The 26,198-nt window shown below is 40.9% G+C and carries 22 protein-coding genes and 1 tRNA gene; 8 read left to right on the forward strand and 15 right to left on the reverse strand.

Annotated elements, in window-relative coordinates:
* Positions 1–8: 8 nt before the first annotated feature.
* The 13 genes from Q1A31_RS15165 to Q1A31_RS15225 form a co-directional block, all read right to left on the reverse strand.
* The gene (locus Q1A31_RS15165) at positions 9–746 is read right to left on the reverse strand and encodes an anti-sigma factor (RefSeq protein WP_299878523.1); all 738 of its coding nucleotides are present in this window, start codon (positions 744–746) and stop codon (positions 9–11) included.
* Positions 734–1,276 (reverse strand): RNA polymerase sigma factor, encoded by a 543-nt coding sequence (locus Q1A31_RS15170; RefSeq protein ID WP_299878526.1) that lies wholly within the window; start codon positions 1,274–1,276, stop codon positions 734–736. The genes Q1A31_RS15165 and Q1A31_RS15170 overlap by 13 nt, the downstream gene beginning before the upstream one ends.
* 157 nt (positions 1,277–1,433) lie before the next feature.
* The gene (gene pnp / locus Q1A31_RS15175; protein ID WP_299878529.1) at positions 1,434–3,524 is read right to left on the reverse strand and encodes a polyribonucleotide nucleotidyltransferase; all 2,091 of its coding nucleotides are present in this window, start codon (positions 3,522–3,524) and stop codon (positions 1,434–1,436) included.
* Between the two features lie 197 nt (positions 3,525–3,721).
* On the reverse strand, positions 3,722–3,991 hold the full coding sequence (gene rpsO / locus Q1A31_RS15180; protein ID WP_131906084.1) for a 30S ribosomal protein S15: 270 nt from the start codon (positions 3,989–3,991) through the stop codon (positions 3,722–3,724).
* Positions 3,992–4,346: 355 nt separating this feature from the next.
* Entirely contained in the window at positions 4,347–5,279 is a 933-nt protein-coding gene (gene truB, locus Q1A31_RS15185) for a tRNA pseudouridine(55) synthase TruB (RefSeq protein WP_299878534.1), read from the reverse strand.
* A gap of 2 nt (positions 5,280–5,281) precedes the next feature.
* A complete protein-coding gene (rbfA, locus tag Q1A31_RS15190; protein WP_299878537.1) occupies positions 5,282–5,656 on the reverse strand; it encodes a 30S ribosome-binding factor RbfA in 375 nt (124 codons plus the stop codon).
* A gap of 19 nt (positions 5,657–5,675) precedes the next feature.
* The gene (infB, locus tag Q1A31_RS15195; RefSeq protein ID WP_299878540.1) at positions 5,676–8,492 is read right to left on the reverse strand and encodes a translation initiation factor IF-2; all 2,817 of its coding nucleotides are present in this window, start codon (positions 8,490–8,492) and stop codon (positions 5,676–5,678) included.
* 20 nt (positions 8,493–8,512) lie between these two features.
* Positions 8,513–10,045: a transcription termination factor NusA gene (gene nusA / locus Q1A31_RS15200; RefSeq protein WP_299878542.1), complete on the reverse strand. Its 1,533-nt coding sequence runs from the start codon at positions 10,043–10,045 to the stop codon at positions 8,513–8,515.
* A gap of 17 nt (positions 10,046–10,062) precedes the next feature.
* Complete coding sequence (gene rimP, locus Q1A31_RS15205) at positions 10,063–10,506, reverse strand: ribosome maturation factor RimP (RefSeq protein WP_299878545.1); 444 nt, start codon at positions 10,504–10,506, stop codon at positions 10,063–10,065.
* 148 nt (positions 10,507–10,654) lie between these two features.
* A tRNA-Met gene (locus Q1A31_RS15210) sits at positions 10,655–10,731 on the reverse strand.
* Between the two features lie 140 nt (positions 10,732–10,871).
* Entirely contained in the window at positions 10,872–11,456 is a 585-nt protein-coding gene (locus tag Q1A31_RS15215) for a TlpA disulfide reductase family protein (protein WP_299878548.1), read from the reverse strand.
* 22 nt (positions 11,457–11,478) lie between these two features.
* The gene (dsbD, locus tag Q1A31_RS15220) at positions 11,479–13,962 is read right to left on the reverse strand and encodes a protein-disulfide reductase DsbD (protein WP_299878551.1); all 2,484 of its coding nucleotides are present in this window, start codon (positions 13,960–13,962) and stop codon (positions 11,479–11,481) included.
* Positions 13,963–14,442: 480 nt separating this feature from the next.
* Positions 14,443–14,766 (reverse strand): H-NS histone family protein, encoded by a 324-nt coding sequence (locus tag Q1A31_RS15225; protein ID WP_299878554.1) that lies wholly within the window; start codon positions 14,764–14,766, stop codon positions 14,443–14,445.
* A gap of 130 nt (positions 14,767–14,896) precedes the next feature.
* On the opposite strand from Q1A31_RS15225, the gene Q1A31_RS15230 reads away from it, so the two are divergent.
* From Q1A31_RS15230 to Q1A31_RS15250, 5 genes are all read left to right on the forward strand, one after another.
* On the forward strand, positions 14,897–15,439 hold the full coding sequence (locus Q1A31_RS15230) for an FxsA family protein (RefSeq protein WP_299878557.1): 543 nt from the start codon (positions 14,897–14,899) through the stop codon (positions 15,437–15,439).
* 145 nt (positions 15,440–15,584) lie between these two features.
* Positions 15,585–15,875 (forward strand): co-chaperone GroES, encoded by a 291-nt coding sequence (locus Q1A31_RS15235; RefSeq protein WP_299878559.1) that lies wholly within the window; start codon positions 15,585–15,587, stop codon positions 15,873–15,875.
* A 145-nt stretch (positions 15,876–16,020) separates the two neighbouring features.
* A complete protein-coding gene (gene groL / locus Q1A31_RS15240) occupies positions 16,021–17,664 on the forward strand; it encodes a chaperonin GroEL (protein ID WP_299878582.1) in 1,644 nt (547 codons plus the stop codon).
* Positions 17,665–17,994: 330 nt separating this feature from the next.
* Positions 17,995–18,345, forward strand: a complete 351-nt coding sequence (locus tag Q1A31_RS15245; protein ID WP_131906072.1) for a helix-turn-helix domain-containing protein — start codon at positions 17,995–17,997, stop codon at positions 18,343–18,345.
* Positions 18,346–18,371: 26 nt separating this feature from the next.
* A complete protein-coding gene (locus tag Q1A31_RS15250) occupies positions 18,372–18,935 on the forward strand; it encodes an ImmA/IrrE family metallo-endopeptidase (protein ID WP_299878564.1) in 564 nt (187 codons plus the stop codon).
* 773 nt (positions 18,936–19,708) lie between these two features.
* On the opposite strand, the gene Q1A31_RS15255 is transcribed toward Q1A31_RS15250, so the two are convergent.
* Positions 19,709–20,272, reverse strand: coding sequence for a PhnA domain-containing protein (locus Q1A31_RS15255; protein WP_299878567.1), 564 nt, complete (start codon positions 20,270–20,272; stop codon positions 19,709–19,711).
* 446 nt (positions 20,273–20,718) lie between these two features.
* On the opposite strand from Q1A31_RS15255, the gene Q1A31_RS15260 reads away from it, so the two are divergent.
* Complete coding sequence (locus Q1A31_RS15260) at positions 20,719–21,477, forward strand: DsbA family protein (protein ID WP_299878570.1); 759 nt, start codon at positions 20,719–20,721, stop codon at positions 21,475–21,477.
* A 320-nt stretch (positions 21,478–21,797) separates the two neighbouring features.
* On the opposite strand, the gene Q1A31_RS15265 is transcribed toward Q1A31_RS15260, so the two are convergent.
* A complete protein-coding gene (locus tag Q1A31_RS15265; RefSeq protein ID WP_299878573.1) occupies positions 21,798–22,787 on the reverse strand; it encodes a PhzF family phenazine biosynthesis protein in 990 nt (329 codons plus the stop codon).
* Between the two features lie 420 nt (positions 22,788–23,207).
* Between Q1A31_RS15265 and Q1A31_RS15270 the strand changes: the two genes are divergently transcribed.
* Both Q1A31_RS15270 and Q1A31_RS15275 read left to right on the forward strand, forming a co-directional pair.
* Complete coding sequence (locus Q1A31_RS15270) at positions 23,208–25,043, forward strand: tetratricopeptide repeat protein (protein ID WP_299878576.1); 1,836 nt, start codon at positions 23,208–23,210, stop codon at positions 25,041–25,043.
* 337 nt (positions 25,044–25,380) lie between these two features.
* Positions 25,381–26,085 (forward strand): ParA family protein, encoded by a 705-nt coding sequence (locus tag Q1A31_RS15275; protein WP_299878579.1) that lies wholly within the window; start codon positions 25,381–25,383, stop codon positions 26,083–26,085.
* Positions 26,086–26,198: the final 113 nt, after the last annotated feature.

The raw sequence follows: 26,198 nt of genomic DNA on the forward strand, positions 1-26,198 counted from the left end.
TATCTTGATTAGCTAGAGGAACTCAACTGTCCTTTAAGAATGAATTTTCCGGCAGGACTTGTCTCTGACGTTTTATCCTTATGATCTACGCTAATGGCGAGTGAGCCAATGTCTTTCATATGGTGCCATTGCTTTTCACTGATTTTGATATTGGTTTTTCCTTTTTTGGAAATAGTCCCCATTTTCATAGGTTCTCCACCTTTTTTCGGTTGGCACCATAAGGTCAAGACCATATCATCCGCTATTTTAACGTCTTTCATAATATCGACTTTTATCATCATGTCTGACTTTTCAATTTTGGTGAAAGCCATTGGGCCATTAGTGTCTGACTCTAGCATCGCACTGTATGAAATAGGGTTGTGATTAGACATAGGATTGTAAAGCATTACAGCAGTCACAATTAATGCCATAGCAGCCATCGCAAAACCTTGTTTAAAGAAATTTGCTTTCCACCAGGGATCTTTCACCTCTTGAGGAGTACTTTCCTGTATGTGAGCTTCAATACCAGCCCATACGCTATCAGGTGCTTTCGCATCAGGTAATAGCTCTACAAGGTTAGCAAACTTATTTTCATAAGCTTCAACCGTGGCTTTTAAATAGAAATGGGTATCCATTAATACTTCGAAGCGTTTTCTTGCGCGCCCTTGCATCGAACCAACAGCGTATTCAATCGCTAGTTGTTCAAATACTTCAGGGTTTTGGTAGCGTTTTGCTCCCTGAGTATTGTTATTGTTTAATTTAGGCATGGTCTAATATCCTCTAAGCCTCTGCGTATCCAGGCTTTAATTGTACCAAGGGGTTTGCCAAGTTTCTGTGACAATTCCTGGTGAGTGTGTCCGTAATAATAAGACAATAAAATACATTCTCGCTGTGAAGGTTTCAAGGTATCCAGACAAGCCATTAAACCTTTCATTTCCTGGCTCATGTCTTCCATTGAATCTGGTGTTAAATCAGAAGAGGTAAACTCTAAACCTTCAAACTGAACTTCAGTTTCTACGGGTCTGGTTTTAAGGCTTCTTAATTTATCTAAACCTTTGTTTCTTATAACTGTAGACATCCAGGTCATTGCTTTACCTTTACCCGGAGTATAGGTGTCAGCCTTGTCCCAGATTTTAATAAAACCTTCCTGTAAAACATCTTCAGCTAAAGCTTCAGTTTGCATCAAGCGCAAGCAAAGGCTCATTAATTTTGGAGAGCACTTTTCATATAGCTCTTTAAAAGCTAACTGATCTCCTGCTGCAGTTTTCTGCAGTAATTCAGCGTAAATATCTTCCATTGTCTCTTTTCTTTTGTTGTTGTGGGTTGCACTAATCACGTGCTTGCTATCATATACGCACTAAATAATTTTTAGATGCAAAAAAGGCTCCAGAAGGAGCCTTTTTGTATGATTGTAAAGTTATTTACAATCATAGGTGTAGAACTAAGCTATTAAATCACTCAGCATCTACTTCTTTCATGCTTAGACGCATACGACCTTGACGGTCAATTTCAAGTAGTTTAACGCGTACTTCATCGCCTTCTTTAAGGTGGTCGCTTACTTTTTCAACACGATCATTACTGATCTGCGAAATGTGAACAAGACCATCTTTGCCCGGTAGAATAGTTACAAAAGCACCAAATTCCATGATCTTTGCGACTTTACCGTTGTAGATAGTGCCCACTTCAGCTTCAGCAGTAATATCTTCGATAATTTTCTTGGCAGCGTTAGCAGCAGCACCGTCAACAGCAGAGATTTTGATCGCTCCTGTATCATCGATATCAACCTGTGCGCCAGTTTGCTCTGTAATGCCGCGAATAGTCTCGCCGCCTTTACCGATAACTTCACGAATCTTGTCAGGGTTGATTTTCATCGTAACGTAACGTGGAGCAAAGTCAGAAATTTCAGCACGAGACTTATCGATAACTTTATTCATCTCATCAAGGATATGTAAACGTGCAGTTTGAGCTTGCTCAAGTGCGATTTCCATAATCTCTTTAGTGATACCGTCAATCTTGATATCCATCTGAAGTGCGTTGATACCGTCTTTAGTACCCGCTACTTTAAAGTCCATATCGCCTAAGTGATCTTCGTCGCCAAGGATGTCTGTTAGTACTGCAAACTTCTCGCCTTCTTTAACAAGACCCATTGCGATACCAGCTACAGGAGCCTTAATTGGAACACCGGCGTCCATCAAAGACAGTGACGTACCACAAACAGAAGCCATGGAGCTTGAGCCGTTTGATTCTGTAATTTCTGAAACTACACGAATCGTGTATGGGAAAGATTCCTGATCAGGCATAACCGCTAGAACACCGCGCTTAGCTAAACGACCGTGACCAATTTCACGACGACCTGGGCTACCAGTGCGACCAGTCTCACCTACAGAGTAAGGAGGGAAGTTGTAGTGAAGCATGAATGCGTCTTTGTAAGAACCTTGCAAAGCATCAACGATCTGAGCGTCACGAGTTGTTCCAAGAGTTGTTACTACTAACGCCTGAGTCTCGCCACGAGTAAATAATGCAGAGCCATGAGTGCGTGGTAAAACACCTACACGTGATTCAATAGCACGAACTGTTAAGCTATCACGACCGTCAATACGTGGCTCACCAGCGATGATGCGGCTACGAACGATGCTTTTCTCAAGGTCTTTAAATGCATTGCCAATGTCACTATCGCTAGGTACATTTTCTTCACCAGTCGCTAGTGCTTCCATTAACTTGGTTTTAGCAGCAGCAACTTTGTCCTGACGATCCATCTTGTCAGCAGTTGAAAATGCGTCTTTAAGATCAGCTTCACAGATATCTGCAACAGACTTAGCGAGTGCAGTATCTTTTTCTGCAGCTGTCCATTCCCATGTTTCGTTGCCAACTTCTGCAGCAAACTCTTTGATTGCAGCAATAGCTGGTTGCATCTGCTCATGTCCAAATACAACAGCACCTAACATGATTTCTTCTGAAAGCTCTTTTGCTTCAGATTCAACCATTAGTACAGCATGCTCAGTACCTGCAACCATAAGGTCTAGGTCAGATTCTTCTAGTTGTGCAACACTAGGATTTAAAATGTATGCGCCATCTTTATAACCAACTTGAGCAGCACCGATTGGGCCAGCAAAAGGAATGCCAGAAGCCGCTAGTGCAGCAGATGTACCTAACATTGCAGGAATGTCAGGTAGGATTTCTGGGTTTAAAGATACAACAGTGATGATAACCTGAACTTCGTTCATGTATCCGTTAGGGAATAATGGACGAATAGGGCGGTCAATCAAACGCGCTAATAAGGTTTCGCCTTCACTTGGGCGAGCTTCACGACGGAAGAAACCACCTGGTATTTTACCGGCAGCGTATGTTTTTTCTTGGTAGTTAACCGTTAGTGGGAAGAAGTCCTGTCCAGGCTTTGCTTCTTTTCTTCCAACTACTGATACAAATACTACCGTTCCACCCATATCTACTTTTACAGCAGCATGAGCTTGGCGAGCGATTTCGCCCATTTCTAATTCAACAGTATGTTCACCGTATGGGAAAGTTGTAGTTACAACATCAAACATGTTTTTTGTTCCTTTTATATAATCTTGTGTGTTCTTGCGTTTTAAATATTTGTTGAGTCTTTAGTATCGCTTAGTATCACGAAGGATGTTTATAAAAATTAATGCCTAAAAGTAGGGGGGTGTATTAATTTTTGTAAACAGCCTTAAGTCATGATACTGAAATAAAAACACCGCACGAATGCGGTGTTTAAAGCTGTCTAGCGACGTATACCGAGACGTTTGATAAGGTCTTGATAACGGGCTGAATCTTTTCGATTTAAATAATCGAGTAAGCTACGACGAGAGTTAACCATTCTCAATAGACCACGACGTGAGTGATGATCATGCTTGTGAATTTTAAAGTGCTCCGTAAGATGCTTGATATTCGCTGTTAAAAGCGCAACCTGCACCTCCGAAGACCCGGTGTCAGTGTCTGACAAGCGATATTCAGCAACGATTTTCGCTTTTGTTTCTGCGTTCAGAGACATAGTTCCTAAGTTCCAGATAAGTACCTACAAAGTATATTTTATTAAAATATCAGGGTAGATTGGGTTGAAAAAAGTAGTCAAAATCCTTTTAGCTCAGTGTAACAAGCCTTAAGTGTAAATCGACTACCCTAAAAACGGCGCATTGTAACACGCGCCAAGCACCAAAGTAAGCCTTTTAATTTCTTACTGATGCTTAATTGTTTATGTAAAAAGGGCTGAGCCGAAGCGTATGCGTAGACAACGTTGGAACGCAGTGACGACGGCCTGAAAGGTGAGGTTTTCATTTAACAAAATAAAAAACCTCATAAAAGTAGGGGGGTGACTTCAATAGTACGTTAATCGTGTTTGGGCCTACTTATTCAGCTAATGGCTCATGCGTATTCATCATTCTACGAGGAGCTATTTGAATCTCATCATTTTCATTCTTTGACTGTCTGCCAATACCGATAAATGTATCATTCTGATTGTAGAGTCGAATCATGTCGGAATCTGGAGTACCTGCTTTTTTTACCTTAATGCCATTGCGCAGAAGTTTTGTTTCTTCTTCGCTAAGGTTTAGGCTAGGTAATTCCTGAAGAGCTGTATCGATAGGTAATAGGGCTTCTTCTAGTTTCCCCTCTTCAGCTAGTTTCTCGATGTCTTCAATCGTATATAGTTTGTCACAATTAAAGGGAGAAACATGGGTTCTTCTAAGCATGCTTAAGTGCGCGCCAAATCCAAGAGCTTCACCTATATCTTGTGCGAGAGTACGAATGTAAGTGCCTTTGCTGCACCTCACATCTAGTGTAATTGTATCTTCAGTTTTTTCGATTAATACCAATTCGTGAATAGTTACATCACGTGGTTTGCGTTTAATGTCGATTCCCTGACGCGCTAATTTGTATAAGGGTTGGCCGTTGTGTTTTAACGCTGAATACATTGGGGGGATTTGTTGAATAGGGCCTCTGAAAGTTTCCAGAACCGCTTCTACATCATCTTCACTGAATGAGGTAACTTCACGCTCTTGTAAAACTTCACCTTCTTTATCGCCGGTCGTTGTTGTTATTCCGAGTTGAGCTGTGCATCGATAGCTTTTATCAGCGTCTAAAAGGTAGGGGGTGACTTTGCTGGCCTGGCCAAAACAAATAGGTAATACGCCAGTTGCTAAAGGATCGAGGCTTCCAGTGTGTCCGGCTTTTTTCGCCTGAAAAAGATAACGCACTTTTTGCAGTGCGTTGTTGGAACTTCTACCAAGTGGTTTGTCCAGTAGCAGAATGCCATCGACATCATTGCCTTTGCGTCTAGCCAAGGTTAGTCTTCTTTATCTGATGATTTTTTGTCAGAAGAGACAGCTTTGTCTATTAATACAGAGAGGTCGTTTGCTTTCTGCTCCGTGTCATCATAGATGAACGTAAGGGAAGGGGTGTTACGCAATTTAATCGCGTGACCTAATTCTCTTCGCAGAAAGCCTGCCGCATTGTTTAAGCCTTTTTCGCAAGCTTCGTGTTCTTCTTGATTCAAGGCATCAAAATAAACTTTAGCTTTAGAAAGGTCTTTGGTGATTTCAACATCAAGAATGCTGACCATGCTAACGCGTGGATCTTTGATCTCATTGCGAATTAGCATGGAAAGCTCTCGTTTGATTTGCTCACCAATACGGTCTGTGCGTGAATAATCGTAAGGCATATCAGTTTCTCTAGCTAGTTTAGCTAGACTCTAGTTTTCTCTCGATTTCAGTACGTGTAAATACTTCGATTTGATCGCCAGGCTGAACGTCATCGTAGTTTTTAACACCAATACCACATTCAGTACCCATTGCAACTTCTTTCACATCATCTTGATGGCGGCGAAGTGACTCGAGGTAACCTTCATAAATAACCACGTCTTTACGTAATACGCGGATCGGTAGGTCTTTCTTGATCTTACCTTCGATAACCAAACAACCAGCGATATTACCAAAGCCAGAACCTGTAAATACGTCCTTAACTTCTGCGATACCAACAAGCTCTTCGCGTAATTCAGGCTTAAGTAGTCCACTCATCGCATCACGAACATCATCAATTAGTTCGTAGATGATGCTGTAGTAGCGAATTTCAGTGTCAGACTCTTGTGCAAATCTTCTTGCTGATGCATCGGCACGTACATTAAAGCCGATAATGACTGCTTCTGAAGATTGAGCCAAGCTGATGTCAGTTTCACTCAAGCCACCAACACCAGAAGAGATGATATTCACCACAACTTCATCAGTAGAAAGCGCGTTTAAAGAACTCTTGATTGCTTCTAGAGAGCCTTGAACATCTGCTTTAAGTAATACATTAAGCGTACTCTTCTCGCCATCTTGCATTTTCTCGAACATCGCGTCCAGTTTAGCCGCTTGTTGTGCAGCAAAACGTGTTTCACGTTCTTTTTCGTGGCGTTTAGTCGCAAGTTCACGAGCTCTTCGCTCATTCTTAAGTACAACTAAGTCATCACCTGCAGAAGGTGTTCCTGATAAACCAAGAATCTCTATCGGAGTTGATGGGCCGGCTTCTGTAATAGGTTTGCCAAGATCATCTGTCATTGCACGAACACGTCCAAATTCAGAACCCGCTAGTACTACATCACCTTTCTTAAGTGTGCCTTCCTGAACCAGAACAGTTGCAACAGCACCACGTCCTTTTACTACGCTAGACTCAATGATGGTGCCTTTAGCTGGGCCGTCTTTACGTGCTTTAAGCTCTTTTACTTCAGCAACTAAAAGAATAGACTCTAACAGACCATCAATGCCTTCACCTGTTTTAGCAGATACATTAGCAAATACGTCTTCTCCACCCCATTCTTCAGCAACAACTTCAAACTTTGCAAGTTCGCTTTTAACTCTTTCTGGGTCTGCCGACTCTTTATCTATCTTATTGATCGCAACAATTAATGGTACTCCCGCTTCGCGAGTGTGTTTAATTGCTTCTTCTGTCTGAGGCATGACGCCATCGTCAGCTGCAACTACCAAAATAACAATATCAGTTGCTTTCGCACCACGAGCACGCATCTGTGTAAACGCCGCGTGACCCGGTGTATCTAAGAAAGAGATAACGCCATTCGCTGTTGCTACTTGATAAGCACCTATATGCTGGGTGATTCCACCTGCTTCGCCTGAAGCAACGCGACTTTCACGAATATAATCAAGTAATGATGTTTTACCATGGTCAACGTGTCCCATAATTGTAACAACAGGAGCGCGTGAGAATGTCTCATATTGGCTAGTATCTTCAAGCAGGTTTTCAGTCGATGATTTCTCTTCTTCTGATGTTCCTGCTTTAGCTTCGTGACCCATTTCTTCAACAATTAATATCGCTGTGTCCTGGTCAACTACTTGATTGATAGTAGCCATTACACCCATATCCATCATCGCTCTTATAACGTCACCACCTTTAACAGATAGCATTTGAGCAAGTTCAGATACAACAATAGTCTCTGGGATTTCTATGCTACGCACTACAGGTTCTGTAGGTGCCACGAATCCATGTTCAGTCGACTGATCAATTTTAACATTTCTGGTGCGTTTGCCTTTTTTCTTGCGACGTCCGCTTAAGCCTGCTTTAACATGAAGCTGACCACCAGGAGTTCCACCACGACCTTGGAATGGTTTTTTCTTACCTTTATTTGCGTTTGCAGTAGGAGATGGGGCCGGAGCAGGGGCCGCAGCTGCGGCTGGTTTTGCTGGCGCAGCGGCAGGAACAGGCTTCGCACGAGAAGGACGCTTCTTAAACTTCGCAGCGGCTTCGTCACGAGCTCGTTTAGCCATGAACTCTCTTCTTTCTTTTGGATCTTTCGGAAGTACGAGTTTAGTTTTAACCGGTGCAACTTCTTTAGGAGCTTCTTCTTCCGGAGCAGCGCTGGCTACCTCTGGTGTAGCTTCAGCTTCTGTAGTTACTGTTTCTGTTGGAGCATCAGAAGTTGTTTCAGATGGTGTTTCAGCTATTTCTGTTTCAGTTGACTCAGGAGTTGCTTCTTGTGACGCTTCAGCTACTGCAGTTTCTTTGGCTGTGTCGCGCTCTACTTTTTCTTCTGCTTTGCGTTCGCTAGTTGCCTGACGTTCTGCTTTAGATTTATCTATTGCGTCTTCGCGAGCTTTTCTTTCGTTAGAAAGCTGCTCAGCTAGATCGTCTGTACGATTTGCAGAAGCGTTTAAATCATCTATGTCGGCACTTGATGCTTCACTTGTAGTACCTGCAGTAGCGGCACGACTAAAGTTCTTCTTACGTCTAACTTCGACAGAGACGTTACTTTTTCCCGCGCCAGAGACGTTAATTTCTGTGCTAGAGCGTTTTTTAAGTGATATCTTGCCACCTGCTTTCTTAGGTGAAGCTTCAGTAGTTGTCGCTTGGCCTGTGCGAATAAATTCGAGCAGCTTTAACTTTTGCGCATCCGTAATGCTGTCTTCAGCGCCTGAAACACTGATTCCTGCGTCGTTAAGTTGTCGTAATAAACTTTCGACTGGAGCGCCAATGAGTTCGGCGAGTTGTTTTACTATTATGTCTGACATTTATTAACCCTCTATTTGGTTTACACATTTGAAGCAGATTCATCAGATTTATCTGACTTTTCTTCCGCTTCAGCTTCGGCAAACCATGGTGCACGTGCGGTCATGATTAACTTAGCAGCTTGCTCTTCATCTATACCTTCAATTTCAACTAACTCATCAGTCGCTTGTTCCGCAAGGTCTTCCATCGTACAGATGCCTTTGCTGGCGAGTAGTTGCGCGAGTGCATTATTCATGCCTTTCATTTCTAGAAGATCCTGAGCAGGCTTACCACCTTCTCCTGTTATCGCTAGTGCGAGTAGGGCGTTACGTGCTCTACTTCTTAATTCTTCGATAATTTCTTCATCAAATTCTTCAATCTTTAAGAATTCTTCCATCGGCACATAAGCAACTTCATCAAGACTTGAGAAGCCTTCATCAACAAGTATGCTAGCCACTTCTTCATCTACATCTAGTTTTTCTGCAAACAGAGAAACCATGATGCTTTGTTCGCTTTTACTTTTACTTTCGGCTTCTTCTTCACTCATAACATTGAGTGTCCAGCCTGTTAGCTTGCTTGCCAGACGTACGTTTTGTCCGCCTTTACCAATTGCTTGAGCAAGCATTTCTTCGTCAACACCGATATCCATGCTTTTCTTGTCTTCATCGATAACAATCGATAAAACTTCAGCAGGCTGCATAGCGTTGATAACGAAACGTGCAATATCATCATCCCAGGGAATAATGTCTACACGCTCATTGTTCATTTCATTCGTTACAGTCTGTATTCTAGACCCTCTCATACCAACACAAGCACCTACTGGGTCAAGATTTGGTACATTAGCTCTAACGGCAATCTTCGAACGAGATCCCGGGTCACGAGCGGCGCCCATGATATCGATTAGCTCTTGGCCAATCTCCGGCACTTCTAATTTTACAAGCTCAACCAGGAAGTCATCATCAATACGACTAACGATTAGCTTTGGCCCGCCGCGTCCTTCTTCGTCAATTTCCTGAAGAATGCCGCGCATACGATCGCCCATTCGAGCCATCTCACGAGGAATCATCATTTCACGAGGGATAATAGCTTCACTATTTTCACCAAGGTCTAATACGATGCCGCGTCTATCAACACGTTTAACTGTACCAAGTACCAGTTTCCCAACGCTTTCCTGAAAAGCATCAGCAACCTTTTGACGTTCTGCGTGACGAACTTTCTGCATAATTACTTGCTTAGCGATTTGCGCAGTAATGCGTCCAAATTCAATTGATTCAACAGGCTCTTCAAGGAATTCGCCAATTTCTAAGCCAAGCTTTCTATCATCTGCGTAGCTTTTTAAGATATGTCTTTCTGGTGATTCGAACTCTGGATCTTCATCATCCATTATTTGCCAGCGACGGAAGGTATCATAATCACCAGTTTCGCGATTAATATCTACACGGAAGTCTTGTTCTGCTCCATACTTTTTACGTGTGGCCGTTGCGATTGCAATTTCCACCGCCTCAAAAATGTCTTCTGCTTCGAGGTTTTTTTCGTTTGATACAGCATCAACAACGTATAGTATTTCTTTGCTCATAGTTTCTTTTTCAACCTTTAGTCCAGAACCAATCTGGCTCTATCAATGGATTCAAACGGAATTTCAAATTCTGTATTATCTACTTTGATTGTTACAAAGTTCTCATCGGCGCTGACCAATGAGCCTTTAAAATTTCTTCTTTCTTCAATTGGTGTTCTGGTTCTGATTTTTAACGAATCACCAATGTAGTCCTGGTACTGATCAGCAGTAAACAAAACTCTATCCATGCCCGGAGATGATATCTCCAGAATATAAGCTACTGGAATAATATTCTCAACATCAAGTACTGCTCCAAGTTGTCTGCTTACAGTTGCGCAATCATCTACGCTAATGCCGCCTTCTTTTTCAATAAACACTCTAAGAAGTGCACTTTCACTATGAGGGCGATACTCGTATCCCCAAAGTGTGAAGTCTAAGCCTTCAACTGTATTTTTGACTAAATTATTTAATGCAGTTTGCACAATGCTTCCTTATGTTTCCCTTGTTGGCGCGAGCTTACTTGGTTCGGTTTTTCTTGAGTTTTCTAGTAGTGTAAATAATAAAAAAGCCCCGTTAAAACGGGGCTTTTTTATTATGAAAATAACGTCGAAATAGTTACTTTCCTGAATTTGGTAGCGGGGGCAGGATTCGAACCTACGACCTTCGGGTTATGAGCCCGACGAGCTGCCAGACTGCTCCACCCCGCATCAGAGGAGGGAAATTATAGGGATACTTATTTGTAATATCAAGCAATACTTTTAAGAAACTCTTATTTAATTAAAACTAATTACGTAACCGTTGATAGATCAGTTGTCAGGCGTCATTTACATCAAAAAATAAATCTAAATTACAAGTTCTGAGCAATTAATTCTTCGAGTTTATCTTCGCTTAAGTAACCCGAGAAAACATGCAGGATTTTTTGCTCCGGACTTATCAAGACACTATAGGGTAGAGCACCATCAGGGTTACCATAACTATTCACAACGTTATAGGCGTCTTCTGTGCCATAGGTGATAGGATAATTAACCCCAATTTCTTTGGCATAAGACAAAACATCGTCTTTATCTTCTATGGCAACGCCTAAAAAGGTAAATGGCTTATCTTTATATTTTTCCTGCGTTTTAATAAACCCGGGCATTTCTGCGCGACAAGGTGGGCACCATGATGCCCAGAAGTTTAATAGCACCAGCTTACCTTTATAGTCTGCCAGTTTTACAGGGCCGTTTTCGCTAGCTAATGTAAAAGCAGGTGCGGTTTTACCTACCATGCCTTTAGTAAAAGCTGGCGGGTTATGACCTAATGTTTTCTCTATTAAGAATACTATTGAGGAACCTTCACCAAATAATTTTTTATGAACATCATTTTTAACGGCATAAGCACTGGCAAAACCTAAGAATAGAAATGTCGCTATGATAATGGGTAGTTTTTTCATACTGGCTCTTTGAGTCGGTGACTTATTGGACTGTCTTTAAAAATTCCTGAACATGACTGTTGAAAGGATCAGCCTTCATTTCGCCAACAATACGGTAAGGTAAATTTTCTTTGCTGTTCTTATCGAAGAATAGAATGCCTGGAGGCCCAAATAAACCAAACTTCTTTAATAGTGCTTTATCTAAGTCATCATTTGGCGTGACATCAGCTTGTAGTAATACGGTATCTTTTAACGATTCAATCACATTCTTATCGGTAAAAGTGCCGTGCTCCATTTCTTTACAGGAAATACACCAGTCAGCGTAGAAATCCAGCATCACGGTCTGACCTTGTTGTTTCGCTAAACTTAAAGCCTGATCAAGACCTTCTATGCCTTTGATTTGTCTAAAGTTGAGCTTTTGCTCAACTGCTGCAACTTGTGAGCCACCGCCAACGAAAGTTCCTTTTAACGGTTGGATTAAACTGCCATTACCACTAGCTGCACCTATTAATAGCATCGCACCATAAAGCAGAGTGACTAAACCAGATGCTTTAAAGAAGCGTTTCCAGCCAGTACTTGCTTCATTAAGTGCATCAAGACCACCCATGTAGATACCAGTGAAGATTGCAAGAATACCTGAAAGCAGAACAACAACTGGCATTGGAACAACACGTTCTAGCATCCAGATCGCAAGTGCCAGCATCATAATTCCGAAGCCTGCTTTAACCTTGTCCATCCAGGCGCCAGCTCTTGGTAAAATCTTACCTGCTGAAGTACCTATAATAAGAAGAGGAACACCCATGCCGAGGCCGAGTGCAAATAATGATAATCCACCCAACACCACATCTTTAGTCTGCGCGATATAAATTAAAGCGCCTATAAGTGGGGCGGTGACACATGGGCCAACGATCAGCGCAGATAACAAACCCATGATGCCAGCATTCAACATACTGCCACCAGATTGACTATTACTGATATTGGTTAGCTTGCTCTGAATACTCGCGGGCATTTGTAATTCGTAGAAGCCAAACATGGCAAGCGATAGCAAAACAAACAAGCCTGCGAATGCGCCAATCACCCAGGGGTTTTGTAAGGCAACCTGAAGGTTCTCTCCACTCAATGCCGCAATCACCCCGACAATGGCATAGGTTGAAGCCATTGCTAATACATAAGAAAGCGATAAGAAGAATGATTTACGCGTGCTGTTATCGCTACCTTGTCCAGCAATAATGCCAGATAGAATAGGGATCATCGGGAAAACACATGGCGTAAACGTCAATGCAAGACCAGCGAGGAAGAATGTAAACAGAACCACTAAGAAACTATCGGTAAGTAGTTTATTTACAAAGCCATCTTGTGCAGAAACTTTCTGTGATGGAGAGTCAGTTGCAGCGACTGCCGTTGTGTTATCCGTTTTTACTGCAACAGTATTTTCAGTTGATGCGGAATTGCTATCTCCAGCATTAGTGTTTGTAGATGAGCCCGTTGAAGCAATTGCAGCTGGTGCATTTGCAAGACTTACCTTTTGTGTTTTATGTTGTGGTGGATAGCAAATGCCCGTTAGTTTTGAACAACCTTGATAGGTTGTTTTAACCGTAACTTCATCCGCGCTACCCGTAAATGGTACTTTTACATCGAATGGCTTGTTATAGATAACGATATCGCCAAAGTATTGGTCGTGTTCTTCTTTGCCTTTTGGTAGAGCAATTTTATTTAAAGTAACGCCAGATGCTGGCTCAATAATTTCAAACTTAATTTTATGTTGATAAAGGTAATGACCTTTTAGAATGTCCCAGCGTGCATTTAAGGTCTGTTTGTCGGTAGCAGTTATATCAAAGCCAAATGCTTCATCGGGATGAAGTGGTTCATTAGGCGCATCAATCCCGGTAATACCCAACTCATCAGCCAGGCTTAAACCCGCTTTGGGTGCTTTGTCAGAAAGAGGAATTGGCGCAATAGAAGAAGAGGCTGTAGGTGTAAATAAATCTGTTGCAGGCGCAGTTAATGAAAGTGTTTTTTCAGTCTTTGCTTCATCCGCTTTGGCGATAGCCGCAGCGGGTAAAGCCGCCAGCTTTAGTGCTAGCGTTTTCTTTTGTGGAGGATAACAAACACCAATATCAGCGCAACCCTGAGATTTAGTCTTTAGTGATAACTCAGTTGCAGATGAAACAGAAGCATCACGAATCAGTGGAATTTGAACATCAATTTTAGTGCGATAGGTTTCTACTTTGCCAAAACCCGGATCGTCTTTTATTTTGCCCTTAGGAAACGTAGGCTCACCCAAAGTAATGCCGGGTGTTGTGCTTTCAAACGAAAAACGCTTGCGGTACATATAGTATCCGTCAGCGATATTCCATGTGGCCGTTAAGCTTTCCGGAGAACTACTCGATAATGACGGACTAAAAGCCTCATCAGGTGGTAGTAAATCTTCAGGATTCGCTGCATATGTATTTAATGATACAAACAGCAATATGATTGATGTTAGTGACTTTAGGGAACATGCACTATGAAAAATTTTCTTTAACATAAAAGCGTTATCTTGTTTATTTAAGATTTTTTCGAGTTAAATACAACCCCATAAAAATCTAATTTATTGTTCAAAGGGATAGTAATCGGTATCCCAACTCTATGAGTCATTGATAGTGATCAAAGTATCAAACAGACCGATTTTCTAGCGGTAGCTGCCTCTATTTGTCATCACCGGCGTTTTTCACAGTACAATTTCCGGCATAGATTCCAGCTTAATACGTTTTATAACAGAGTCATGGATGCAATAAAAGTATGCGAACTAGTAACACTGCTTATGGAAAACCTGCATTATAACGCCAATGCTATTCATCTATAAAATCAAAAAGGTCAACGTTACTAATAATTAATGAAAGCACTCAGTGGTAATTTGATGGTGCCAACTGCCATTTGAATAAAAAAATGCCTAAAAGTAGGGGGGTGACATTAATTAAGTAGCTATATTAGCAACAAATTAGCCCAATAACAGAACCAGCAGTAATTAGAGAATAATCAATAAATCCTCTAATTTCCCTTTATCTCCAATGAAGTCCTGAACCCATTTGGGTTTTTTCCCACGACCACTCCATGTTTCATTAAAATCATCTGGGTTTCTGTATTTTGCTTTAACAAATCCTATCTGCGTTTTGTTTTTATTATTCACAATTTCATCCAGACTAAAGCCGGCTTCAGCCGCCATCGCTTCCATTTGTTCTTTTAACGCAAGCTTTTCAGCCTTTCTTGCCTTATTTATATATTTGGGTAATTCACTATGAAGAAAAATCAGTTCTTCAAGATTTAATTCATTTAAATCAATGGTTTTCATAACTTATATCCAAATTCTCTTAAAAGGCTCGTAAAGGTTTAAATGATATTACTATTGAAGTAACGCCTTTTATAACTATATTGAAACAAAGGTATTAATTAAAATTACCCTTCTATATTGTGGAGTATCCATGCGTTCGACTACTATTTTTGCCATTCTGTTTTTAGTTATTCCCATCGCAGAAATCTACTTTCTGATAAAAGTTGGCGAAGTCATCGGCGCACTACCGACCATCATACTGGTGGTTTTAACCGCTGTTATTGGTGCAGGACTATTGCGCCAACAGGGTTTATCAACACTCGCACGATTTCAGCAAAACATGTCTCAGGGTAAAATTCCTGCGCAGGAAATGGTCGAAGGGATCATCCTTGCCGTTGGTGGCGCATTATTAATGACACCGGGTTTTGTCACCGACACTATTGGCTTCTTATGTTTGCTGCCTTTTAGTCGTCAATATATTGCCAGTAATATTATGAAAAGATCCGCAATGAAAGTAACTGCCAGTATGGGCGGATTCGGTGCAGGCTTTAATGGACAACCAGGTTCCCCATTCGACTCAGATGGTGCTAATGCTGATATTGTAGAAGGTGAATATACCGTCGTAAAAGACGGAGAAATCCATCAAGAAACCATCGTCATCAGCAATGAAAAAAAGCCTGATAGAGATAATTAAGCAAATAATTCACAAATTTCCCTTGAAATACTAAAAACTGACCCTATCATTAGCAGTCCCTGATCGAGAGTGCTAATGCATACTCGATGAGCCAAATTAAACATTACATAAATTTAATTAAAATTTACATTTAAAGGAGTTACACATGACTATTCGTCCTCTACACGACCGTGTTTTAGTACGTCCGACTGAAGAAGAAAAAGTGTCTGCTGGTGGAATCATCATTCCAGATAGCGCAAACGGAGAAAAACCAAACACAGGCGAAATCATTGCAGCTGGTAACGGCAGAATCACAGATTCTGGTGACGTTCGCGCAATGGACGTAAAAGTTGGCGACAAAGTTTTGTTCGGTCAATACTCAGGTCAAGCCGTAAAAGTTGAAGGTGAAGACTTAATAATGATGAAAGAAGAAGACATCCTAGGTGTTGTAGCTTAATAAAGCTTCCCGCTAAATCATTATTTAATATTAAAAAAAAGCTTTCGAGCTTTTCAAACAGAATTAACCTAACTGCTTAGATTGCACTTAAATCTATTTAAATATTATTTAGATTAACTAAGTAGTTACACAAAATAAGGTAAATATCATGGCTAAAGAAGTACTATTTGGAGATGACGCACGATCACTTATGGTTGAAGGCGTAAACGTTCTCGCAAACGCAGTAAAAGTTACATTAGGTCCAAAAGGACGTAACGTCGTACTAGATAAATCATTTGGTGCTCCAACGATCACTAAAGATGGTGTATCAGTAGCGAAAGAAATCGAGTTAGAAAACAAATTCCAGAACATGGGCGCACAGATGGTGAAAGAAGTTTCATCACAAACATCTGACATCGCTGGTGACGGTACAACAACAGCAACAGTATTGGCACAAGCAATCGTTCGCGAAGGCATGAAGTCAGTAGCTGCAGGCATGAACCCAATGGACCTTAAGCGTGGTATCGACCAGGCAACTAAGGCAGCAGTAGCAAAGCTACAAGAAATGTCAAAGCCATGTGCAGACAACGATGCAATCGCACAGGTTGGAACAATCTCTGCAAACTCTGATGAAAACATCGGTGGCATCATTGCTGAGTCAATGGACAAAGTTGGCAAAGAAGGCGTAATCACAGTAGAAGAAGGCACAGCACTAGAAAACGAACTAGACGTTGTAGAAGGTATGCAGTTCGATCGCGGTTACCTATCTCCTTACTTCGTGACAAACCAGCAAAACATGTCTGCTGAGTTAGAAGAGCCATTAGTTCTTCTACATGACAAGAAAATCACAAACATCCGTGACTTACTTCCTACACTAGAAGGCGCTGCAAAAGCAGGTCGTCCACTACTTATCGTAGCAGAAGACATCGAAGGCGAAGCATTAGCAACATTAGTTGTAAACAATATGCGCGGCATCGTTAAAGTAACAGCTGTTAAAGCACCTGGTTTCGGCGATCGTCGTAAAGCAATGCTAGAAGACCTTGCAATCCTAACAGGCGGCAAAGTAATCTCAGAAGAAGTTGGCCTATCTCTAGAAGCTATTACAGTTGAAGATCTTGGTTCTGCAAAGCGTATCGTAGTAGACAAAGAAAACACAATCATCGTTGATGGCGCAGGTTCTGGTGAAGACATTAAAGGACGTGTTGATCAAATCCGTGCACAGATGGAAACAACAACTTCAGACTACGATCGTGAGAAACTTCAAGAGCGTGTAGCTAAACTTGCTGGCGGCGTTGCTGTAATCAAAGTTGGCGCAGCAACAGAAGTAGAAATGAAAGAAAAGAAAGCTCGCGTTGAAGATGCACTTCACGCAACACGCGCAGCAGTTGAAGAAGGCGTAGTAGCTGGCGGTGGTGTAGCACTAGTTCGCGCACTACAGGAAATCTCTGATCTTTCAGGCGACAACCACGACCAGGATATGGGTATCAAAATCCTACTTCGTGCAATGGAAGAGCCACTTCGTCAAATCTGTACAAACGCAGGCGATGAAGCATCAGTTGTACTAAACGCAGTAAAGAACGGCGCAGGAAGCTTCGGCTACAATGCACGTACTAGCGAGTACGGCGACATGATCGAAATGGGTATCCTTGATCCAACTAAAGTAACGCGTACAGCACTACAAAACGCAGCATCTGTATCTGGCCTAATCATCACTACCGAAGCAATGGTAGCGGATAAGCCAGAAGAAGGCGGAGCTGGCGGCGGTATGCCGGATATGGGTGGTATGGGTGGAATGGGCGGCATGATGTAAATTTCAATAGTCTTTTTGCTCAATCTCGGCGTTGGGCATTTGACTACAAACCCTCACGTACTCAAGTACGCTTCGGTCTTGTAGCCAAATCCCCGCCTTGATCTTGAGCAAAAATCCTGCTTGAAATATCTGTCGGATACATTTTAGTATCTACCTAAAAAGGGACGCAATTTGCGTCCCTTTTTTTTAGTCTTTTTTAGTTTATTAACCAATAATAGGTTTATTGACAGACCCATATTTAGGTGTTAATATATAACCATAATAATAAGATGAGTTTTGTTGTTTGTTCAAAGACAGCAAAAATGAGGGGAGAGTAGCAAGGAGATAATAATGATTACTTTATTTGGAAAAATGCTTCGTAAGTTAAGAATTGATAAAGATGTAGTTTTAGGTGAAATGGCTCAAAGTATAGGTTTTTCTAGTGCTTATCTTTCTTCCGTTGAAAATGGAAAAAAGAAAATCACTGATGATTTGATTTATAAGGTAACTGAGTACTTTTCTCTTAGTAACGAAAAGATTGAAGAGCTAAAGCAGGCTGCATTAGATTCACCTGTCTCAGTCAAGATAGATCTCAGTAATTCTGTTGATGATGAGAGAGCTTTAGTCGGTGCTTTTGCAAGGAAAATAGGTGATTTATCAGAGGATGATAAGTCTGATTTTTGGGAAATATTGAATCGATAAGGAAGTTGAATCGATAAGGAAGTTATATGGCTAATAAAGGCTTTAAAGTAAAACCTAGAACTACTAAGAATATAAGAGCTATATCTCAAGGTTTCAAGGATGTACTAAAAATAAAAAAGAGTTACTTTCCTATTGTTAAGGTAGTTGAACTTTTACATCAGAAAGGGATTATTGAGTTGGAAATAGTGGCAGTTGAGGAAATGGCTAATGAGTATGGACTTTCTTACCCTAAAAAAGGCTTAATAAAAATAAGGGAAGATGTATATGATAAAGCAGTGAAAGGTGATGGTTTCGGTCGTTTTACCATTGCTCATGAAATGGGACATTTTATGCTGCATAGAAAAGAAACTGCATATGCTAGAAGCTCAACACGGGATCATAAAACTTTTGAAGATTCTGAGTGGCAGGCTAATAAGTTTGCTCAAGAGTTATTGATAGACATCAGGGAAATAAGTTCAGAGATATCTATGTATGAAATAGAACAAAAGTTTGGGGTCTCAGGAGCTTCTTCGAAAATAGCACGAGACGCATTAGTAAGAGAGGGACTTATAAAAATGCCCCTTCATAAAAGGGGCATTTATAGGAAGTAAAGATAATAGGAAAGTGAAAAGGTAAACAGAACGTACCAAAATCCACCATTCCAAACATATTACTTTCTTAGTTGGCGCTTTAAAGTATATAGCATGTACGGTTGGTTTGTCTAATTCGTTCTACGAGAAGAGGACTTTGCAATGAAAATTTGTAGATTTCCCAGGGCTGTACATGTTTCTTCGTATCTAAGGTTTCGATTAGGTAGATGGGAACGAGTGTGTGAACACTGCAGAACATATCCTGGTCAGCTAAGCTTATTTCGATAAGTAGAAATAAAGGAGTCTATTGTTAGGCTCCTTTATTTTGATCAAAAAAGTTATGTTTGTTTACATTATTTCACGTGAATAATTGATGTCAAAACGCGGTAACCAGGGCTAGGTCGGATAAGGAACGTCATCCCACATTTCTTTCCAATTGCACATGCTCATGTCGGATGGCACTACGTTTATCCGAGCTACAGGTCATTTTTGAATTAAAACTCCATTTAATAAAAAAGTGCCCATAAGTAGGGGGGTGACTTTTACCTAACTAAGTTATCTGTCAAAACGATCAGATATCGCCTGAATCCCCAACGCGCTAACCCGCACACGTAACGCGATAACCCGCATACGTAGGTTAGATAAGCTTGCGCCATCTAACGCATGGTTATTGGCACCTAGTTAGCCTGTAATACTCTTGATACTTAACTCTCAAAACCCAGATGACGCTGTCGCTTATCTAGGCTACATCTTTAACTAGAAAAAAGTGCCCCAAAGTAGGGGGGTGTAGTGGTTTATACTTTCTTTAGCGTTTTAGCGCCTAGAACGACTCGTGTGCCGTTGAGGTTTCCTTCGATGCTTCGATTGGTATCTGTTAATGCGATATTCTTTACGACCATGCCTCGTTTTGCGGTGAAATTAGCACCTGTGATAAAAACATCTTTGATCATAATGGCTGTGTCGCCTACGGCAAATGCCACGCCATTGCTGTCTAGGGTCGGTCCATCAACTGCTCTAAGGCCAGACATTGCCCATTTCTTTACATCATCTTCAATATAGAGCATTTCTAATAAATCATTTGGCCAGCCTTCATCTCTAAGGCGGTCTAGCATGCGCCAACTCATCGCTTGAATCGCGGGTATTTCAGACCACATGGTGTCATTCAAACAACGCCAGTGATTAGGCTGCATTTTTTCAGGGTGTTCGATTTGATCTAAACAGCTTGAGCAAACCAAGAGAGATTTATCCAGGCTCTTTAACGTAATCGGTGGGATGTCATAAGTAGCTAACTCTTCTTCAGAGCCACAGAATTCGCATTTGGAATCGGCACGTTTTAGTAAAAGAGGGTCAATTGACATGTTTAACTCGTAGTTCACAGAAAAAATGATTCTAGAATATTTTACATATTTCTTCATTAATCGAGATGATAATAATTGCTTACTCGATTAAAAAGTGTGTACAAGCGCATTAGGTCAGATAAAGAACGCGATTCGACAACACTAATAAAATTAATATTAAAAAAACGCCCCAAAGTAGGGGGGTGACCTATAAGAAGTTATTTTAAGGAGGCTAGAAGACTCAGCACGTTGCTTCAACTTCCCTCGGCATTTCATTTAGGAAATGGCTCTCACCTTCTTTGGTATCTAGACCATTTCAAGTGGCACTTATGTAAAGATTTTGTAAAGATCAAAAGTAATCAATCTGAACCGCTTATACTAAGCATACAATTGGGCCATAGATGTTTTATGAAGTTTATGATGCTTTTATAGGGTATTGAATAAAGCGAATTTACAGGAAAATATGCATGTTAAGAAAAATAAATAAACTACTGATATTAATAATGATTTTAAAAATAAGTTTTATCAGTGCTAATGCCTTGGCGGCTCAAACAGAAAATGCAGTTGAGATTAAGTCTGAAGATAAAATCAGAATTGATATTGTCTCTGATGTTGTGTGTCCTTGGTGTGCGGTTGGTTATAAGAGACTCAGCCAGGCTATTGATGAGTTAGAATTTCAGGATAAAGTCGATATTCATTGGCATCCTTTTCAGCTTAACCCTGATATGCCGCAAGAAGGAATTAATGCCGATCAATATTTAATGGACAAATTAAGACTCTCTCCCGAGGAGCTAAAACAAAAAAGATCATCGGTTGCAAAAACAGGTGAAGATTCTGGCTTTACATTCAATTACTACGAAGAGATGAAAAAACCTAATACGTTTCATGCTCATGTTTTACTTGATTATGCGAAAGCCTTTAATAAGCAAACGGAACTGAAAGTAAGACTGCAGGAATCCTATTTTAGCGAGAAAAAAAATATTGGTAATAGGGACGTTTTATCTTCAATTCTGAAAGAAGTGGGATTAGATGCAGTCGAAGGAATAGCAAGGCTTGATGATGCTGAAGCAATAAAGCGTGTTAAAAATGATGAAAAATACTGGAAAGATTTAGGCGTTCACAGTATTCCAACGATGGTTTTTGATAAGCGGGTAGCTCGTCGAGGAGCCAATCCGGTTGAAGCCTATAAAGCCTTGTTGGTAGCCTTACACAATGAGAAGAAGTAGAAAATCATGCTTCCTTAATGCGTTAACCCGCATACGTAGGTTAGATAAGCTTGCGCCATCTAACGCATGATTAGTGGCACCAGGTTAGTCAGCTGCTAATATTGATAGTTAACTCACGAAACCCAGATGACGCTATCGCTTATCTAGGCTACATGTATCGATATATCGATATATTTGGAACAGTGAGATTAACAAAGAAAAACCGCCCTAGCCGAACGCAGTGAGACAACGTTGGAGCTCTGCGACGACGGCCCGAAGGGTGTGGTTTTCATTATTATTGAGTGAAAAACCACATAAAAGTAGGGGGGTGTGAATTTGATCTACATTATTCTGGTTGCGCCCGATACTCGAATGGAAGATCCAATCTGTTCTGTAAACTCTGCGCGAATTAAGGAACGAGCGCCCATATCTTCACCTTGGATAATATTAATTTCGCCCTTGTTTTCAATCTTATTTTTAATATAGTCTGGCCATTTTAAATCTCGTAAGTAACCTGCAAACGCAGCAGTTGCGGCACCTGTGGCGGGATCTTCAAAGACACCGCCTGAAGCGAAAGGATTTCGTGTATGAAATGTTTGAGGTGTTTCTGCATACGCGAACATTACCGTTACCAAACCTTTTTTGTTCATAAAGATTCGTCCAGCATCCAAATCATAATCCATTGCACTTAACGCTTCTCGGGAATTCAATCCGATAATTAAATGGTTTGCCCCGCCATTGGCAAATGCCGGTGGTATCTTTGAATCAAGGTCTTCTTGGGTGTAACCAAATAATGCTAAAGCCTCGTTGATCATTGCTGGATCAGCGGGTTCTGAGCGTGTAGTTGGCGATTGCAATGCGGCTGAATAAGTGTCTACAACGGAATAAGTGTCTACAACGGAATAAGTGTCTACAACGGAATAAGTGTCTACAACGGAATAAGTGTCTACAACGGAATTAGTGTCTACAACGGAATTAGTGTCTACAACGGAATTAGTGTCGCCGTCCACGAACCCTTCGACAGTGATATTGGTTTCATTGAGTTGTAACGGATATATACCTACGCCATTTTGCATCGCTAATGCCGCGCCGAGTGCGATGGTCGCATGTCCACAAAAGGGGACTTCAGATTCAGGTGAAAAATAGCGAACTCGCCAGCCTTCGGAACTATCTTTTAATAGTGGTTTGGCGAATACAGTTTCGGAGTAACCAACTTCAGCTGCAATTTTTTGCATTTCCGCAGTTGAAGGGTGTTCATCACTGATATGGACACCAGCTGGGTTGCCTCCGATATCACCATCTGAAAATGCTGCAATTCTGATTAAACTCATACTAAGACTCGTTTGATTAATTTATTTCTACGAACCTTATTATTATATTACGAGTTTAGCTAATCACTATATCCAAGACCCTCTATCAGATATTCAGATATAAGAGGGAAATAAACATAAATCGAAAAAGTGCGTAAAAGTAGGGGGGGGACCTATTAATCATCTATTAGCCTGATTTGGATGTAAGACTATCAACCAATGAATGATTTGATTCTACGGTTTTGTTTTATCCACAATGTTTATTGTTAGTGCTTCAACTAATCCGCTTTGCATATATAATTAAGTATTATTGGACTTGATCAGAGGTTTCTTAATAAGGGTACTGGCGATTCCCGCATATAATCGATATAACTACATAAAATGCAATATTCGTTTATATTAGGAATTACATCTTCGTTTTAATTTAGATACTTAGCATATATGGCCAAAATTCGTAGACTAGCTGCAATCATGTTCACCGACATTGTCGGCTTTACCTCTCTTATGGGTATTGATGAAGATAATGCTATAAAAATTCTGGATAAAAACCGGAAATTTCATCGTTCTTTTGTCAATAAGTACCATGGAGAATGGCTCAATGAAATGGGAGATGGAATTCTTGCCAGCTTTTCTACTCCAACCGATGCTGTTCGCTGCGCGTGCGAAATCCAGAGAGAAGCAATAAATGCCGGTATAGGACTGCGTGTTGGCATTCATCAAGGCGAAGTCATTTTTGAAAACAGTGCTGTCCTTGGCGACGGCGTAAATGTGGCTTCACGACTGCAAGACCTCGCTGAAGAAGGCAGTATCAATATTTCTGGTGCGGTCTACAATGATGTCAAAAACAAAACAGGCATTGAGGTTGAGTATCTCGGCGAGAAATCATTTAAAAATGTCGTTGAGCCAATCAAAGTGTACAAGGCTACGTGCGAACTCAGTTTGACCGAGCAGAATAGACAAGGCTATTCTCAAGCCCAGTCACAAGACACAAGACCTTCTGTTGCCGTGCTTCCGTTTGTGAATATGAGCAATGATCCTGAACAGGAATATTTTTGCGATGGCATTACGGAGGATATCCTCAACGACCTCACGCAATTGAAAGATATTCGGGTGGTTGCACGAACCTCAAGTTTCGCCTACAAAGATAAAAATCAGGACATTCGTGATATCGGTTTGCAATTGAGTGTTGATACAATTGTCGAGGGTAGTGTCAGGAAAGCAGGCAATCAATTGCGTATCACAGCGCAGCTGATTAATGTGACGGATGGTTTTCATCTTTGGTCAGATCGTTATGACCGTGAGCTAGAAGATGTATTTGCGATCCAAAATGAAATTTCAAAAAGTATCGTTGAATCTCTGGAAATTGAGTTAAGTACCAAAGATCGTCATAAAATAGAAAAAGCCAAAACCCAGAATGTTAAGGCCTACGATTATTACATTAAAGGCCGCTCCTATTTGCATAGGATTCACAGAAATACCACCAATTATGCTATTCAATTGTTTACTCAGGCTATTGAGATGGATAATAGCTATGCATTGGCTTATTCTGGTCTTGCAGATAGTTATGCACAGTATTATATGTATTTTGAGAGGAATAAATCGACGCTACAAAAAGCACTCGATTTAAGTCAGAAAGCCCTCCAGCTCGATCCCGATTTGGCAGAATCACATTCATCACGCGGTGTCGCTTTGTCCCAAAATAGTGAGTACCTGGAAGCGGAACAGGAATTTGATAAAGCGCTACAAATCAACCCCAATCTTTTTGTTGCAAATTATCAGTACGCACGTGCCAGCCGCGCGCAAGGCAAACTATCGAAAGCCGTCCATTTATTTGAAGCAGCATCCAAAACAAGACCTGATGACTATGAATCATCGGTATTTTTAGTCGCCGCTTATGATGATTTAAACGAATCGGAAAAACGTGAGAAAGAAATTAAGCGTTGCATAAAGGTGGTAAAAAATCATCTTCTATTGAATCCTGGTGATTCGCGTGCACTGTATCTCGGGGCACAAGTGCTTATCAGGGCGGGTGAAAAGGAAGAGGCTGTAAATTGGATGGGAAAATCACTGACCATTGATCCGGACGAGCCGTCTGTATATTACAATGCTGCTTGTCTCAGCTCATTGATGGGTAATATTGAGGATGCCATCAAATACTTTGAGTTCGCCATTGGCGCTGGATATGTTTCAAAAGAATGGATAGAAAATGACTCTGATCTGGATCTCATTCGCGATCACCCTAAATTCATTGAAATATCACAAATGCTTGAAGCCTGAATTTTTGTAATTGGGTAATCCTAAAACGTTACGTTCTCACCCTATCAAGTAGCCCAGTAGGTCGGATTGCACTGCGTTTATCTGATCTACAAAGCTTTAGTGTTTGAAGCACAAAGACCCCATTTGATAAGAAAGTGCACCAAAGTAGGGGGGTGTCGTTTTAAATGTTTACGATTGAATGTTGATCGTATTTACCTCAAAGTGTTTCTTCATTTCACAACATCCTATAGAATTCCAAGTATCCAAACCCCGAGGTGATGTTTAGACCATCACCTACAAAATAATTAAAATCACCTTAGTGATTAAATAAAATATAACAATTGAGCACGCGAGAGAGATGCATAAAATCACTTTGATGAATTCAAAAGGTGGTTGCGGTAAAACGACTATCGCGACTAATTTAGCTGCATATTATGCGGCGAAAGGCTATTCAACCTGTTTGTTCGATTTTGACCCGCAAGGTTCAAGCGCAAATTGGTTAAGTCGCCGTAACGAAAATAGGCCGCCAATATACGGTTTTGTTGCCGGCAATAACAAAATGTCTCCGGTAAATTCTAATCAACAACAAGCGCCTTCCGATTCGCAAATTGCCATTATAGATTCACCGGCTGGTGTTGCCTTAGATGATGCAACGCTAAAAGCATTGGTTAAAAATACTGATACACTTTTGATGCCGGTGTTACCGTCACCGATTGATATCCATGCCTGCGCTCACTTTATTGAGAAAATATTGATTCAGGGCGGGGCGAAACAGAATGGATTAAAAATGAGCAATATTGGTATTGTGGCCAATAGAGTGAAGACCAATACGGTTGCCTACCGCGCACTGTGTAAATTTTTAGACCGATTAGGGATTCCCTTTGTAGCTAGCCTTAATGATGCACAAAACTACGTATTCGCACATGAGCACGGATTAGGTATACACGAACTAAGCAAAAGCCGAAATGTAAAAGATCAGGAACAATGGTCTGAGTTACTGAACTGGCTAGATACTAAAGCGATGGAAAACTCAACTACAAACAAACAGGCTGGTAATTTTTAATAAAAGCGATTAGACCCATTTAATAAAAAAGTGCCCAGCTCTGCATAAATTCTATTACACATAAGAACCACGTCCTTAGGACGTGGAAGAGGTTCAAGGCTCTAGCCTCAAGA

This window comes from uncultured Cocleimonas sp. (assembly GCF_947495625.1).
Classification (GTDB): Bacteria; Pseudomonadota; Gammaproteobacteria; order Thiotrichales; family Thiotrichaceae; genus Cocleimonas.

Bases quoted from the DNA above. Each gene is read 5' to 3' on its own strand.
- Q1A31_RS15165 (WP_299878523.1), bottom strand. From the start codon at position 746: ATGCCTAAATTAAACAATAACAATACTCAGGGAGCAAAACGCTACCAA.
- Q1A31_RS15170 (WP_299878526.1), bottom strand. From the start codon at position 1,276: ATGGAAGATATTTACGCTGAATTACTGCAGAAAACTGCAGCAGGAGAT.
- pnp (WP_299878529.1), bottom strand. From the start codon at position 3,524: ATGTTTGATGTTGTAACTACAACTTTCCCATACGGTGAACATACTGTT.
- rpsO (WP_131906084.1), bottom strand. From the start codon at position 3,991: ATGTCTCTGAACGCAGAAACAAAAGCGAAAATCGTTGCTGAATATCGC.
- rbfA (WP_299878537.1), bottom strand. From the start codon at position 5,656: ATGCCTTACGATTATTCACGCACAGACCGTATTGGTGAGCAAATCAAA.
- infB (WP_299878540.1), bottom strand. From the start codon at position 8,492: ATGTCAGACATAATAGTAAAACAACTCGCCGAACTCATTGGCGCTCCA.
- nusA (WP_299878542.1), bottom strand. From the start codon at position 10,045: ATGAGCAAAGAAATACTATACGTTGTTGATGCTGTATCAAACGAAAAA.
- Q1A31_RS15215 (WP_299878548.1), bottom strand. From the start codon at position 11,456: ATGAAAAAACTACCCATTATCATAGCGACATTTCTATTCTTAGGTTTT.
- dsbD (WP_299878551.1), bottom strand. From the start codon at position 13,962: ATGTTAAAGAAAATTTTTCATAGTGCATGTTCCCTAAAGTCACTAACA.
- Q1A31_RS15225 (WP_299878554.1), bottom strand. From the start codon at position 14,766: ATGAAAACCATTGATTTAAATGAATTAAATCTTGAAGAACTGATTTTT.
- Q1A31_RS15230 (WP_299878557.1), top strand. From the start codon at position 14,897: ATGCGTTCGACTACTATTTTTGCCATTCTGTTTTTAGTTATTCCCATC.
- Q1A31_RS15235 (WP_299878559.1), top strand. From the start codon at position 15,585: ATGACTATTCGTCCTCTACACGACCGTGTTTTAGTACGTCCGACTGAA.
- Q1A31_RS15245 (WP_131906072.1), top strand. From the start codon at position 17,995: ATGATTACTTTATTTGGAAAAATGCTTCGTAAGTTAAGAATTGATAAA.
- Q1A31_RS15250 (WP_299878564.1), top strand. From the start codon at position 18,372: ATGGCTAATAAAGGCTTTAAAGTAAAACCTAGAACTACTAAGAATATA.
- Q1A31_RS15255 (WP_299878567.1), bottom strand. From the start codon at position 20,272: ATGTCAATTGACCCTCTTTTACTAAAACGTGCCGATTCCAAATGCGAA.
- Q1A31_RS15260 (WP_299878570.1), top strand. From the start codon at position 20,719: ATGTTAAGAAAAATAAATAAACTACTGATATTAATAATGATTTTAAAA.
- Q1A31_RS15265 (WP_299878573.1), bottom strand. From the start codon at position 22,787: ATGAGTTTAATCAGAATTGCAGCATTTTCAGATGGTGATATCGGAGGC.
- Q1A31_RS15270 (WP_299878576.1), top strand. From the start codon at position 23,208: ATGGCCAAAATTCGTAGACTAGCTGCAATCATGTTCACCGACATTGTC.
- Q1A31_RS15275 (WP_299878579.1), top strand. From the start codon at position 25,381: ATGCATAAAATCACTTTGATGAATTCAAAAGGTGGTTGCGGTAAAACG.